Annotated in this window: 14 protein-coding genes; 13 read left to right on the top strand and 1 reads right to left on the bottom strand. The window is 58.4% G+C overall.

All coding sequences use genetic code 11. From position 1 onward, the window contains the following. Nucleotides 1-4 precede the first annotated feature (4 nt). Genes JGF26_RS02080 through cobT form a run of 11 tightly spaced genes read left to right on the top strand, consistent with a single transcriptional unit; the run spans nt 5 to nt 8515 of the window. Entirely contained in the window at nt 5-799 is a 795-nt protein-coding gene (locus tag JGF26_RS02080; RefSeq protein ID WP_134707500.1) for a sirohydrochlorin cobaltochelatase, read from the top strand. Further along, on the top strand, nt 796-1509 hold the full coding sequence (locus tag JGF26_RS02075) for a cobalt-factor II C(20)-methyltransferase (RefSeq protein WP_108090293.1): 714 nt from the start codon (nt 796-798) through the stop codon (nt 1507-1509). Before JGF26_RS02080 ends, JGF26_RS02075 begins: the two co-directional genes overlap by 4 nt. Next, nucleotides 1506-2243, top strand: a complete 738-nt coding sequence (gene cbiM / locus JGF26_RS02070; RefSeq protein ID WP_128348122.1) for a cobalt ECF transporter S component CbiM — start codon at nt 1506-1508, stop codon at nt 2241-2243. The genes JGF26_RS02075 and cbiM overlap by 4 nt, the downstream gene beginning before the upstream one ends. A 1-nt stretch (nt 2244) precedes the next feature. Then, entirely contained in the window at nt 2245-2526 is a 282-nt protein-coding gene (locus tag JGF26_RS02065; protein WP_028019167.1) for an energy-coupling factor ABC transporter substrate-binding protein, read from the top strand. Beyond that, nucleotides 2513-3190, top strand: coding sequence for an energy-coupling factor ABC transporter transmembrane protein (locus JGF26_RS02060; RefSeq protein ID WP_108090290.1), 678 nt, complete (start codon nt 2513-2515; stop codon nt 3188-3190). Before JGF26_RS02065 ends, JGF26_RS02060 begins: the two co-directional genes overlap by 14 nt. Before the next feature lie 11 nt (nt 3191-3201). Continuing rightward, nucleotides 3202-4020: an energy-coupling factor ABC transporter ATP-binding protein gene (locus tag JGF26_RS02055; protein WP_134707501.1), complete on the top strand. Its 819-nt coding sequence runs from the start codon at nt 3202-3204 to the stop codon at nt 4018-4020. After that, nucleotides 4017-5540, top strand: coding sequence for a cobyric acid synthase (locus JGF26_RS02050; protein WP_128348123.1), 1524 nt, complete (start codon nt 4017-4019; stop codon nt 5538-5540). Before JGF26_RS02055 ends, JGF26_RS02050 begins: the two co-directional genes overlap by 4 nt. Continuing rightward, entirely contained in the window at nt 5537-6088 is a 552-nt protein-coding gene (gene cobU / locus JGF26_RS02045) for a bifunctional adenosylcobinamide kinase/adenosylcobinamide-phosphate guanylyltransferase (RefSeq protein WP_024908230.1), read from the top strand. Before JGF26_RS02050 ends, cobU begins: the two co-directional genes overlap by 4 nt. Continuing rightward, entirely contained in the window at nt 6079-6837 is a 759-nt protein-coding gene (gene cobS, locus JGF26_RS02040; RefSeq protein WP_128348125.1) for an adenosylcobinamide-GDP ribazoletransferase, read from the top strand. Before cobU ends, cobS begins: the two co-directional genes overlap by 10 nt. Before the next feature lie 3 nt (nt 6838-6840). Further along, nucleotides 6841-7449, top strand: a complete 609-nt coding sequence (gene cobC, locus JGF26_RS02035; RefSeq protein WP_134707502.1) for an alpha-ribazole phosphatase — start codon at nt 6841-6843, stop codon at nt 7447-7449. 10 nt (nt 7450-7459) lie between these two features. Beyond that, entirely contained in the window at nt 7460-8515 is a 1056-nt protein-coding gene (cobT, locus tag JGF26_RS02030) for a nicotinate-nucleotide--dimethylbenzimidazole phosphoribosyltransferase (RefSeq protein ID WP_134707503.1), read from the top strand. Between the two features lie 114 nt (nt 8516-8629). Here the strand turns inward: cobT and JGF26_RS02025 are convergent, their stop codons facing one another. Beyond that, on the bottom strand, nt 8630-9487 hold the full coding sequence (locus tag JGF26_RS02025; protein ID WP_108090284.1) for an AraC family transcriptional regulator: 858 nt from the start codon (nt 9485-9487) through the stop codon (nt 8630-8632). 228 nt (nt 9488-9715) lie between these two features. Here JGF26_RS02025 and JGF26_RS02020 point away from each other — a divergent pair, with 228 nt between their 5' ends. Beyond that, the gene (locus JGF26_RS02020) at nt 9716-11554 is read left to right on the top strand and encodes a DUF2264 domain-containing protein (protein WP_108090283.1); all 1839 of its coding nucleotides are present in this window, start codon (nt 9716-9718) and stop codon (nt 11552-11554) included. Further along, on the top strand, nt 11551-12831 hold the full coding sequence (locus JGF26_RS02015) for an oligosaccharide MFS transporter (protein ID WP_108090282.1): 1281 nt from the start codon (nt 11551-11553) through the stop codon (nt 12829-12831). Before JGF26_RS02020 ends, JGF26_RS02015 begins: the two co-directional genes overlap by 4 nt. Nucleotides 12832-12834 lie beyond the last annotated feature (3 nt).

Genomic DNA, 12834 nt, shown 5'->3' with positions numbered 1-12834 from the left:
AGAGATGAAAAAGGCGCTTCTGGTGGTCAGCTTTGGTACCAGCTACCACGATACCTGCGAGAAGAATATTGTAGCGTGCGAGCGTGCGCTGGCGGAAAGCTGCCCTGACCGCAAGCTGTTTCGGGCATTCACCTCCGGGATGATCATTCGCAAGCTCAAACAGCGTGACGGCATTGAGATCGATACGCCGCTGCAGGCGCTGAAAAATCTTGCGGCTCAGGGATATCAGGATGTGGCGATTCAGTCTCTGCACATCATCAACGGCGATGAGTACGAGAAAATTGTCCGTGAAGTGCAGAGCCTGCGTCCGCTGTTTTCCCGCCTGACGCTGGGGGTACCGCTACTGAGCAGCCACGACGATTACGCGCAGCTGATGCGCGCATTGCAACAGCAGATGCCGACGCTTGGGACAAAGGAAAAAGTGGTGTTTATGGGCCACGGTGCCAGCCATCACGCCTTTGCGGCCTATGCCTGCCTCGACCACATGATGATGGCCCAGGGCTTCCCGGCCCGCGTCGGCGCGGTGGAGAGCTATCCGGAAGTCGACATCCTGATTGAGAGCCTCGGTAAAGAAGGCGTCACCGCCGTGCATCTGATGCCGCTGATGCTGGTGGCAGGCGATCACGCCATCAACGATATGGCCTCTGACGACGAGGACTCCTGGAAGACGTTGTTTAACGCCGCCGGGATCACGGCGACGCCGTGGCTGAGCGGGCTGGGTGAAAACCCGGCGGTACGCGCAATGTTCGTCGCTCATTTACAGCAGGCGCTAAGTATGGCGCTGGAGGAGGCGGCATGAGCGGCAAACTGTACGCCCTGAGTACCGGGCCGGGCGCGTCGGATCTTATCACCGTGCGTGCCTCACGGATCCTTGGTTCGCTGGATATTCTCTACGCCCCGGCGGGCCGCAAAGGCGGCGATAGCCTGGCGCTTTCTATCGTCCGGGCGTTTATCGGCGAACAGACCGAAATCCGCTGCTGCCACTTTCCCATGAGCGCCGACAGTGCTGAAAAGGAGGCGGTGTGGGATGCGGTGGCCGATGCGTTAGTGCGTGAGGTGAACGACGGGAAACAGGTTGGTTTTATCACCCTGGGCGATGCCATGCTGTTCAGCACCTGGGTGTTCTTACTTCAGCGCATTGGCAGCCCGGACTGGCTGGAGATTGTGCCCGGCGTGACGTCGTTTGCCGCGATTGCCGCGCGTTCAAAAATGCCGCTGGCGATGGAACAGCAGTCGCTGGCGGTGATTTCCTGTACTGCGCCGGAAGCAGAAATTGCACTGGCGCTGCAGCAACACGACAGTCTGGTGCTGATGAAGGTCTATGGCCGGTTTGCGCGCATCAAAGCGCTACTGACGCAGGCCGGGCTGCTGAACTGTGCACTGATGATGTCAGAGGCCACGCTCCCCGGCGAGCAGTGCTGGCGGCATCTGGATGAGGTTGCTGATGACCAACCGTTACCCTATTTCTCGACCATTCTGGTCAACAAACAGTGGGAGTATGCGCAATGAAACTCGAACAACAGCTTAAACAGCTGTCATTAAGTGGCCTGGCGGCGGCGCTATTGCTGATGGTGGTACCGGAGCAGGCGTTCGCGATGCATATCATGGAAGGGTTTTTACCGCCGATGTGGGCGCTGGCGTGGTGGCTGCTCTTCTTACCGTGTCTATGGTACGGGCTGGTGCGCCTGCGTCGTATCGTGCAGGAGGATAATCACCAGAAAGTTCTGCTGGCGCTGTGCGGGGCGTTTATTTTCGTGCTGTCGGCGCTGAAGATCCCATCGGTAACCGGCAGTTGCTCGCATCCGACCGGCGTGGGGCTCGCCGTGATTCTGTTCGGGCCGGGCGTCGTCGCCATTCTCGGTGCCATCGTGCTGCTGTTTCAGGCGCTGCTGCTGGCGCACGGCGGGTTAACCACGCTTGGCGCGAACGGCATGTCGATGGCGGTGATTGGGCCGGTTGTCGGGTACATGGTGTGGAAGATGGCCTGCCGTGCCGGGCTTCGCCGTGACGTCGGGGTATTTTTGTGCGCCATGCTGGCGGATCTGGTGACCTATTTTGTCACCTCGGTCCAGCTTGGCGCGGCGTTCCCGGACCCGGCGACGGGTGCCGCGGGCTCGATGGTGAAATTCATGGGCATTTTCTGCCTGACGCAAATCCCCATTGCCATCGCGGAGGGCTTGTTAACCGTCATGATTTATGACCAGTTGACCAAACGTCGGCTGATTACCGTGCAAGGATACTGAGATGAAAAAGACACTGATGCTGTTGGCGATGGTGCTCGCCCTGATCGTAATGCCATTTTTTATCGATCACGGTGGCGAATTTGGTGGCTCGGATGGTGAAGCCGAAAATCAAATCCAGGTTGTGGCACCGCATTACACGCCATGGTTCACGCCACTCTATGAACCCGCCAGCGGTGAAATTGAAAGTCTGCTGTTTACGCTCCAGGGGTCCATTGGCGCAGCGGTGATTTTCTATATTTTGGGCTACACCAAAGGCAGACAGCGCCGTGATGACCGGGCTTGACAGGCTGAGCTACCAGAGCCGCTGGGCTCAGGTTGCGCCGGAACGCAAGTTTCTGCTCTGGCTGGCGCTGATGACTCTGGCGTTTGCGCTGCCGCCGCTGGGGCAGGGGATCGTCCTGGCGCTGACGGCGGGACTGACCTGCTGGCTGCTGCGGATGACCTTCTGGCGCTGGTGTCGCTGGATGTCGCTGCCGTTTGGCTTTCTGCTGGTCGGGGTACTGACGATCCTCTTTAGCGTCACCCGTGATCCGCATACGCTGGCGATGAGCGTTCCGGTGGGGCACTACTGGCTGGGGATAACCGCTTCCGGGCTGACCGCCGCGAATGAAACCTTCTGGCGCAGCCTTACCGCGCTGGCGGCAACCTTCTGGCTGGTGCTGAACCTGCCGTTTCCTCAGCTGATTGTGCTGCTTAAGCGGGCGCGCGTGCCGCGCCTGCTTACCGAGCAGATTCTGCTGACCTGGCGCTTTATTTTTATTCTGTTAGACGAAGCGCTGGCGATTCACCGCGCGCAGACGCTGCGTTTTGGCTATCGTAGCCTGCCAAAAAGTTATCGCTCGCTGGCGATGCTGGTCGGTTTGCTGTTTACCCGGGTGCTGATTCGCTATCAGCAGATGGCGACCACGCTGGATATTAAACTCTACCAGGGTGATTTTCCCCTGTAAGGAATCGCACCATGCTGACCACTGCCGATCTCTGGTTTCGCTATCAGGAGACGCATGTACTCAAAGGTCTGACGCTGGATTTTTCGACGCATGCCGTCACCGGGCTAGTGGGAGCTAATGGCTGCGGAAAGTCGACGTTATTTATGAACCTGAGCGGTCTGCTGAAGCCGCAGCAGGGGGCGGTGCTGTGGCAGGGGAAGCCGCTGGACTACAGCAAGCGCGGACTGCTGGCGCTCCGTCAGCAGGTCACAACGGTGTTTCAGGACCCCGATCAGCAGATCTTCTATACCGATATTGATAGCGACATCGCCTTCAGCCTGCGTAACCTGGGCGTAGCGGAACCGGAGATTGCGCGGCGCGTCGACGATGCGCTGACGCTGGTCGACGCGCAGCGTTTTCGCCTGCAGCCGATCCAGTGCCTGAGCCATGGGCAAAAGAAGCGGGTCGCCATTGCCGGGGCGCTGGTGCTGGGGGCGCGCTATCTTCTGCTGGACGAACCCACGGCCGGGCTTGATCCTTCAGGACGCTCGCAGATGATCGAGATCATCAGGCGCATTGTGGCGCAAGGGAACCACGTGGTGATCTCCAGCCATGATATTGACCTGATTTACGAAGTCAGCGATGCCGTTTACGTGCTGCGCCACGGAGAAGTGCTGGCGCACGGCGCGCCGGGTGAGGTCTTCGCCCGCGGCGAACTGATGGAACGGGCCGGATTAACGCAGCCCTGGCTCGTCAAACTGCATGCGCAGCTTGGCCTGCCGTTGTGTAAAACCGAAGATGAATTTTTCAGCCGCATGCGAAAACAAAACGCAATGAAGGAGGCCTCATGACGCAGGCAATTATGTTGCAGGGCACCGCTTCTGACGTCGGCAAAAGCGTCCTGGTGGCGGGGCTGTGCCGGATTTTTTATCAGGATGGCCTGCGTACCGCGCCGTTTAAGTCGCAGAATATGGCGCTCAACTCCGGTATCACGCCGGAGGGAAAAGAGATGGGTCGCGCGCAGATCCTTCAGGCGCAGGCGGCGGGGATTACGCCGGACGTACGGATGAATCCGGTATTGTTAAAACCAACCAGCGACCGTAAAGCGCAGGTGGTGCTGATGGGACAGGTGGCGACCGATATGGACGCGGTCAGCTACCACGAGTACAAACCGCGCCTGCGGGAGCAGATCCGCGATGTCTATAACAGCCTGGCCGGGGAGTATGACGTGCTGGTGCTGGAAGGTGCGGGCAGCCCGGCGGAGATCAACCTGCGCGATCGCGATATCGTCAACATGGGCATGGCCGAAATGGCGCAATGCCCGGTGATCCTCGTGGCGGACATTGACAGAGGCGGCGTATTTGCCGCCATCTACGGTACGCTGGCGCTTCTGCACGACCACGAGCGGGCGCGCGTGAAAGGGGTCATCATCAATAAATTTCGTGGCGATGTTGCGCTGCTTTACTCGGGCATTGAGCAGATTGAAAATCTGACCGGCGTGCCGGTACTGGGCGTTATGCCGTGGCTGGATGTCGATCTGGAAGATGAAGACGGCGTGGCGCTGCAAAAGGGAAAATACCTGCGAACCGCGCGGCGCGATATCGACATCGCCGTGGTGCAGGTACCGCATATCTCCAATTTCACCGATTTTAACGCCCTGGCGGCGCAGCCCGATGTTCGCGTGCGCTATGTCCGTTATCCCCAGGAGCTGGCGGGGGCTGACCTCGTGATTCTACCCGGCAGTAAAAATACGCTGGGGGATCTGGCCTGGCTGCGGGAAAGCGGTATGGCGCACGCGGTGCTCCAGTCACACCAGCAGAACGTACCCGTCATGGGCATTTGCGGCGGCTACCAGATGCTTGGCGACACCATCATCGATGAGGTGGAATCTGGTATGGGAACCCAGCCAGGGCTGGGTCTACTCCATACCGTGACCCGCTTCGCGCAGCGAAAAACCACGACGCAGGTTTCGGCGCAGATGGCGTCGGCGCTCCCGGCGTGGCTTAAGTCGGCCGCGGGCATTAAGGTGCAGGGCTATGAGATTCATATGGGAGAGACCCGGCTGACAGCCGACGATTATCCGGCACTGTTTCTGGAAAAAGAGGGCGAGCGCATAGCGGACGGCGCCATCAGCGCTGACGGGCAGGTGATAGGGACGTATCTCCATGGGTTGTTCGATAACGATGCCTTCACGCGCGCGATAGTGGATGGCTTACGCCAGCGCAAAGGACTGGCGCCATTAGACGTTGCGGTAGATTACGCGGGCTACAAAGCGCAACAGTTTGATCTCTTAGCCAGCGCGATGAGAGAACACATTGATATTAAAAAGATCTATCAAATAATGCAGGAGCATCAGGAGGTGGGGGCATGATTTTAGTCACCGGAGGCGCGCGCAGCGGGAAAAGTGCGCACGTCGAACAGCTGGCGGCGCAGCAGTGCGAGCGCGTGCTGTATATCGCGACGTCGGTGATTACCGATGAAGAGATGGCGCTGCGCGTTGACAAGCACCGCGCACAGCGTCCTGCGCACTGGCGAACCTGGGAAGGGTATCGCGATCTGGGCGACGTGATTCGCCATCAGGTGCAGCCGGGCGAAGGCGTGGTTCTGGAATGCGTCACCACTCTGTTGTCGAACCTGCTCTATGACGCCAGCGGCGGCGCTTCGCCGGAGACCCTCGATTTTTCCGCGCTTGAGGCGGTGTTGCAACAGCAGGTGGACGACCTGATTGCGGCCTGCCAGCAGTCGGCGGCGCCGGTTTATATTGTGACCAATGAGCTGGGCATGAGCATCACGCCCGAGAATCGGCTGGCGCGTCATTTTGTTGATATTGCCGGTCGCGCGAACCAAAGGCTGGCGCAGGCGGCACAGGAAGTGTGGCTGGTTGTCTCGGGAATTGGAGTAAAGATTAAATGCCGTTAAAAATGTTGTGGGCGACGCTGGGATTTATTACCCGCATTCCGGTGCCGCAAAAGTGGAGCGACGGCGTTGAATTTTCACAGTATGGCCGTGGCGTCCCCTGGTTCCCCGTGGTGGGCCTGATCGTTGGGGTTTTGGCCGCCTTAGGCTATCTGGTGGTGAGCCAGACCGGCGGGGGGATTTATATAGGTGCCGTCGCCTGGGTACTGGCGCTGGTGCTGCTGACCGGTGGGTTTCATCTGGACGGTCTGGCGGACACTTGTGATGGCGTGTTTTCTGCCCGCACCCGCGAACGGATGCTGGAGATTATGCGCGATAGCCGGTTGGGGACCTACGGCGGTCTGGCTATCGTATTCTGCATTCTTATCAAGGTCGCAGCGGCGATCTCCCTGGCTCACCTTCCGGTTCATACCCTGTTTGCGCTGCTGGTGTGCGCGCCGATCGTCGGGCGAACGGGAATGGTGTTGGTCATGTACCGGCAGCACTACGCGCGCGAAGGTGCAGGGATGGCAAACGCCTATCTCGGCCATATCAGCGGCAAAGAGACGCTCATCACCCTCTGCATCGGCGTGGCGCTCGTGGGGCTGCTGGCGGGGATGCAGGGGCTGGTCGCCAGCGTTATCACCTGGATTGTCGTCAACGCCGTAAAGACCTTTTTAAGCCGCCGACTGAACGGGCTGACGGGGGATACCCTGGGCGCGATGGAGGAGATCGGCGAAATGGCCTTCCTTCTGGCGCTTCTGTGGGTTTGATGTATGCGTATTTTTCTGGTTCGGCACGGTCAAACAACCGCTAACATCAGCGGCGTGTTTTACGGGAGCACCGATCTGTCGCTCTCGCCGCAGGGTATTGCGCAAAGCCAGCGTGTTGCCGGGTACCTGTCCGGGGTCGCGTTCGGGCACACGCGCGTCAGCGCGCTCCAGCGTTCGCAGCAAACGGCGCGGCTTATCGTGCCGACAGCCCATGATATCCATGTTGATGCGCGTCTTAATGAGCTGGATTTTGGTGAATGGGAGATGCGGCACTTCAGCGACATCGAAAAAGAACATCCCGCGTCGTGGCAGAGCTGGATGGATGACTGGCAAAACGCCACGCCCGACGGCGGCGAGGCGTTCCCGCATTTCGCCGCGCGCGTCAGGGCGGCGGCGGATGAGATGAGTCAACTGCAGAAGCGCGAAGACACGCTTATTGTGGCGCATCAGGGCGTGCTGAGCCTGCTGCTGGCAACCTGGTTAGGGATGCCCGTGGCGGCAATGTGGCATTTCCCGTTCAGTCACGATGCCTACACGGTCGTTGAAAATCGGGCCGGGCATTGGGTGTTACGCGTATTTAATGGCAGAAACGTTTGGCAAACTGAGGAATGAGGGTGTGAGGATGGGGACAGTGAAGGAGCTGGCGGCGGCCATCAGACCGCTTGATAAACAGAAGATTCAGGCGGCCTCGCGGCATGTTGATGGCTTAATAAAGCCGACAAACAGCCTCGGTCGGCTGGAGAGCCTGGCTATACAGCTTTCGGGAATGTGGGGAATCGACAGGCTCGATAATCTGCAAAAAGAGATTATCGTCATGTGCGCCGACCATGGCGTATTTGATGAAGGTGTGGCCGTGACGCCGAAAGTGGTGACCTGGCTTCAGGCCGTCAATATGCAAAAGGGGGTGACCGGGGTGTGCGTGCTGGCCCGCAATAGCCAGACGTCGGTACTGCCCGTTGACATCGGTATTGACGGTGAGCCTATCGACAATATGCTCAGCCTTAAACTCTCGCGTGGCAGCGGTAATATTGCTCAGGGTCCGGCGATGAGCCGTCAGGATGCCGAGCACCTGCTGCTGGCGAGCGCCAGCCTCGTTAAACAACGCGCTCAGGAGGGGATCTCCATCTTTGGCGTTGGCGAGCTGGGTATTGCCAACACGACACCGGCTTCGGCAATCATCAGCGTACTGACCGATAGCGATCCGCATGATGTGGTGGGGATTGGGGCCAATTTACCTCAGGATCGGGTCCAACATAAGGAAACCGTTGTCCGTCAGGCGATACGCATTAACCAGCCGGATGCGCGAGATGCGGTTGATGTTCTGGCCAAAGTCGGCGGCTATGACCTGGTGGGCATGACCGGAGTGATATTGGGCGCTGGCGCATGCGGATTACCCGTGGTGTTAGACGGTTTTCTCTCGTATGCCGCGGCCATCGCCGCCTGTCAGATTGCACCAGAGGTTAAGAGCTACTGTATTCCCTCTCATTTTTCCGCCGAAAAAGGTGCCAGACGTGCGCTGGAGCACCTTGGGCTGGCGCCCTTTATCCATCTTGACATGCGTCTTGGCGAAGGGAGCGGCGCCGCGCTGGCTATGTCTATCGTCAGTGCGGCCTGCGCAATGTACTGCGAGATGGGGCAACTGGCGCAAAGCGGCATTGAGTTGCCGGTTCCGGCATGACGGAAAAGTAAAAACCCTGCGATAGCAGTATCGCAGGTTTTTTTGTGTACAGGAAACCCCAGCCCGGCAGGTAGCCGGAAAGCGTTCAGCTTTGGGCCAGTCATCAAAACCCCGTTAACAGGGCATTCTGGTGCTGAGGATACGACGTCGATACTGCAGCGGCGTCTGACGCATCATCTTTTTAAAGCAGGTGATGAAATAGGTCACCTCGCTAAACCCGACGGCCAGGGCAATAGTGTCAATACTCTCATCGCTGTACCGTAACAGATCGCAGCTGCTTTTTATCCGCCGGGTCAGCAAATATTCGTGGATGCTGCCCCCGGTCTGCTGGCGGAAAATGCGTGAGGTATAGCTGCGCGAAAGCCCCAGGTCGTGCGCTAGCTGGTCGAGCGAAAACTTGTTGGCATAGTGGGCTTCTATCCAGCTCATAATCCGCGAGGCGACGGTCTGCTGGCGCGGCGGGTAGGGCTGAGGTTGCTCGGGAAGAAATGTCATGAGCTGCATCACCAGAAATGCCACCTCGCAGGCCTCGGTCTGCTCGTTGCCCTCCAGGCGCTGGAACTGCTCAAGGATCCTCTCGATAAACGCCGCGTGCTCGCTGAGATCGTAGATTTGCGCGGGCAGATTGCTGGCGGCCAGCGCGGCGAACCTGGCCTGATGGCGCGGGAAGGCGCTAAGCGCACTTTCGACGACCGCTTGCTCAATGTGCATAGTGGTGCGGTGATAGGGGTTTTTATCGCTATGATCGACTTGCACTTTGTGCAAACGGAAGGGCGGGAAGATAAATAATCGCCCCGGACGGGCGGTGTAGTGCTGATTATCCACCACCACGATGCCGTAGCCGCTGGAAATGTAGAGCAATTCAACGCATTGATGCCAGTGGTAGTAAATCGCGCTGCTGGCGTACAGGCGGTTAAAAGAAATGGCCTGCCGATCGAGCGTAATGCGTTCCAGCAGCTGCGTTTCACCCATTTTACCTCCAGGACAACAGATTTAAATTTTTAGGCCATCTTTTGTAATTTATCCTCCTCACGATCGATAAAATCCAGCAAAAATGAAATGGCGGTTCAATTTTGTGAGTCTGCTCACTCAGTGCCGGGAATAAAAGCAGTTACTCTTCATCCAGACGTCGCACTCGTGGCTTTAAAAAGCCTAATAACAATAAGTTATCTCTACCCTCGTGTAATGCGGGAGGACCCTGTGCAACCTGAAAATATTAATCTGGATAATCCACTGACAAGTCGTGAAGAGGTGCTACGGCTGGTTAACGATATGCTAAACGCAGTGGCGCCTTACTTTAAAAACGACGCCAGCCGCATTGATTTAGCGAACTTTACCGCTCACTACGGCCAGCAGGTCGCGAGTATGGAAACGTTTTCCCGTCTCCTGTGGGGCGTAACGCCGTTGTTGGCTGGCGGCAGTGAGCCGCAACATTTCTCCTTTTATTTACAGGCGATCAAAAACGGTACCAATCCGCAACATGCCGATTACTGGGGCGACGTCGCGCCTTACGATCAGCGAATCGTCGAGATGGCGGCCTACGGGCTGCTGCTGGCGCTGGCGGGCGATACCGTACTGGCACACTTCTCTGAGACCGAGAAAGAGAATTTATGGCGCTGGCTAAAGCAGTGCGAGACCCAGGAGATCCCCGATAACAACTGGCACTTCTTTCCGATTCTGGTGCAGGTCGGCTTCCATTATTGCGGCATGCCGGCCAACTCGCAGGTGCTGGAAAATCATTTTGCTGCCATGGAGCACTACTATCTGGGCGATGGCTGGTACGCCGATGGTCCGGGCCGGCCGCGCGACTATTACATCTCAATGGGCTTTCATTTCTATGGCCTGATTTACGCGAAGCTCATGGTCGATGTCGATCCAAAGCGTTGCGCAACGCTGCGTCACCGGGCCGCGCGTTTCTCCTCTGACTTCATCCATTTCTTCGCCGAAGACGGCGCGGCGATCCCGTTTGGCCGGAGCCTGACCTACCGCTTTGCCGAGGCGGCGTTCTGGAGTGCGGCGGCCTTCGCCGGGCTGGAGGTCTTTTCGCCCGGCGTCATAAAGGGCATCGTTCTGCGTCATCTGCGCTGGTGGCTGAAGCAGCCGATGTTCGACCGCGACGGCGTACTCAGCGTCGGTTACAGCTACCCGAACCTGGCGATGGCGGAAGACTACAACGCGCCGGGTTCGCCGTACTGGGGCCTGAAGACCCTGCTGGTGCTGGCATTAGAAGAGGGCGATGCCTTCTGGCAGGCGGCTGAGCTGCCGCTGCCGCCGTTGCCCGTCCAGCACACGATAGCCCACGCGGATCAGGTGGTGGTGCGTCAGGCCGATCACCTGTGGATGCTGACTTCCGGCCAGCTGGAGCTAAACAACTTCGTCAATACCGAAGCGAAATACTGCAAATTTGCCTATTCCACCCGCTTTGGCTTCACCATCGAACGCGGGCGCTACGGCCTGAACCACGCCGCGCCCGATTCGATGCTGCTGCTGGCCGAAAAAGATAACTACTGGCGTGGCCGCCGCGAATGCCAGCACGTGGTCACCGCAGACGGCACCATTTACAGCATCTGGCTGCCGTGGCGCGATGTGGTGATTGAGAGCTGGCTGCTGGCGCTGGGCGACTGGCAACTGCGCGTCCATCGTATCAATACCCGGCGCGCGCTGGATTGCGCGGAGGGTGGCTTTAGCCTGGCGAACCGCCCGCAGCCGCAGGTACACGAGAGCGACAACGCCTGCTGGTTACGCAATCCCCAGGATGTATCAGCCATTTTCTGTCTGCATCCGCACGCCCGCCGCGGCGAGACGGTGTTGACGCCGCCAAACAGTAATCTGTTGTTCGCCGAGCGCGCGGCGGTGCCGCTGCTGCGCGGCGAACTCGACCCCGGTAAGCATGTGTTGATAAGCGCGGTGTGGGCGGGAAATGCCGCCGACTTCGATCCGCAACGCTGTCCACAGGCCATCATTAGCGATGATGCGGTACGCTTCGTGACGGCACGACAAGAAATGACGCTCGTTCTGGCCCAGGAGGCATCGCTATGAGCACATCATCGTCCGTACGCGCCGCACAGTGCAAAATGAGTACCTTTATTTTCCTTTACTTTTTCACGTGGTCATCCAGCTTTGGCCTGTACGCCCTGTGGCTGAGCCAGAAAGTGGGCCTGGATAGCATCACCATCGGCAGCGTGTTCGCCATCAATGGCGTCTTCGCGGTGGTCCTGAAGCCGGTGTACGGCTACATCATGGACAAAATCGGCATGAGCAAGTGGCTGCTCTATTTTGTCTGCACCATTTCTGCGCTGATGGCGCCGTTCTTTGCGCTGGTGTATCAGCCGCTGCTGCAAAGCCATGCGATGGCGGGGATTATCATCGGCGCGCTGTATCTGAGCCTGGGCTGGTACGCCGGCGTGGCGGCGTCTGAATCTTACGCCGACCGCTTTAGCCGCCTGTACGGGCTGGAGTTTGGCCGCATCAGAATGTGGGGTTCGCTGGGCTGGGCGATGGCGGCTTCGGTCTCCGGGCTGTTGTTTAACTTCACGCCGCTGGCCAACTTTCTGCTCAGCAGCGGTACCTCGGTACTGATGCTGCTGGTGCTGATTAGCCTCAAAATCGGTGATGAGCAGCTGCGCAATAACAGCGTCATCTCCGCCAATAAGATCGTTTTTGCCGATGTGTTGATGCTGCTGAAAAACCGCAAATTCTGGATGTTCAGCCTCTACGTCGCCGGGGTGGCGTGGATGATGTTTATCGCCGAACAGCAGTTCCCGCGCTACTTCGTATCGTTCTTCGCCACCAAAGAGCAGGGAAATGCCTGGTACGGCTACCTGAGCACCGTCCAGTCGGGGATGGAGTTCGTAATGATGATGTTTATCCCGTGGCTGGTGAACCACTACGGCGCTAAGCGCGGCCTGCTGTTCTGCGGCTGCGTGGTAGGAGCACGGCTGATCGCCTCCGGATTGACCAGCGACCCGATTGTTATCTCCATCATCAAACCGTTTTATGGCGTCGAGATCGCGCTGCTGCTGATATCGGTCTTCAAATACATCGCCGAACATTTCCATCGTCGGGTTAACGCCACGATGTACCTGCTGGGCTACCAGGCGATGATTTACGTTGGCTCGATTGTGGTCGCTCCGCCTGCCGGCTACCTGTACGACAGGATAGGCTTTGAGCATACCTATCTGCTGATGGGCTGCTGCGCCCTGATATTTACGCTGATTTCCGCCTTTACGCTGTCGCGCTGCCAGTCGACGCGCGATTCCTCACGCCCCTTTGCTCCGGCTTTAGAGACCGCCACGGTTGAACCGGCCAAACATTAATTC

It is taken from the genome of Enterobacter sp. E1 (assembly GCF_016809815.1).
Taxonomy (GTDB): domain Bacteria; phylum Pseudomonadota; class Gammaproteobacteria; order Enterobacterales; family Enterobacteriaceae; genus Enterobacter; species Enterobacter adelaidei.
The sequence above is the reverse complement of the archived record's forward strand: the minus strand, read 5'-3'. Positions and strand labels throughout refer to the sequence as shown.

Bases quoted from the DNA above. Each gene is read 5' to 3' on its own strand.
- JGF26_RS02080 (WP_134707500.1), top strand. From the start codon at position 5: ATGAAAAAGGCGCTTCTGGTGGTCAGCTTTGGTACCAGCTACCACGAT.
- JGF26_RS02075 (WP_108090293.1), top strand. From the start codon at position 796: ATGAGCGGCAAACTGTACGCCCTGAGTACCGGGCCGGGCGCGTCGGAT.
- cbiM (WP_128348122.1), top strand. From the start codon at position 1,506: ATGAAACTCGAACAACAGCTTAAACAGCTGTCATTAAGTGGCCTGGCG.
- JGF26_RS02065 (WP_028019167.1), top strand. From the start codon at position 2,245: ATGAAAAAGACACTGATGCTGTTGGCGATGGTGCTCGCCCTGATCGTA.
- JGF26_RS02060 (WP_108090290.1), top strand. From the start codon at position 2,513: ATGACCGGGCTTGACAGGCTGAGCTACCAGAGCCGCTGGGCTCAGGTT.
- JGF26_RS02055 (WP_134707501.1), top strand. From the start codon at position 3,202: ATGCTGACCACTGCCGATCTCTGGTTTCGCTATCAGGAGACGCATGTA.
- JGF26_RS02050 (WP_128348123.1), top strand. From the start codon at position 4,017: ATGACGCAGGCAATTATGTTGCAGGGCACCGCTTCTGACGTCGGCAAA.
- cobU (WP_024908230.1), top strand. From the start codon at position 5,537: ATGATTTTAGTCACCGGAGGCGCGCGCAGCGGGAAAAGTGCGCACGTC.
- cobS (WP_128348125.1), top strand. From the start codon at position 6,079: ATGCCGTTAAAAATGTTGTGGGCGACGCTGGGATTTATTACCCGCATT.
- cobC (WP_134707502.1), top strand. From the start codon at position 6,841: ATGCGTATTTTTCTGGTTCGGCACGGTCAAACAACCGCTAACATCAGC.
- cobT (WP_134707503.1), top strand. From the start codon at position 7,460: ATGGGGACAGTGAAGGAGCTGGCGGCGGCCATCAGACCGCTTGATAAA.
- JGF26_RS02025 (WP_108090284.1), bottom strand. From the start codon at position 9,487: ATGGGTGAAACGCAGCTGCTGGAACGCATTACGCTCGATCGGCAGGCC.
- JGF26_RS02015 (WP_108090282.1), top strand. From the start codon at position 11,551: ATGAGCACATCATCGTCCGTACGCGCCGCACAGTGCAAAATGAGTACC.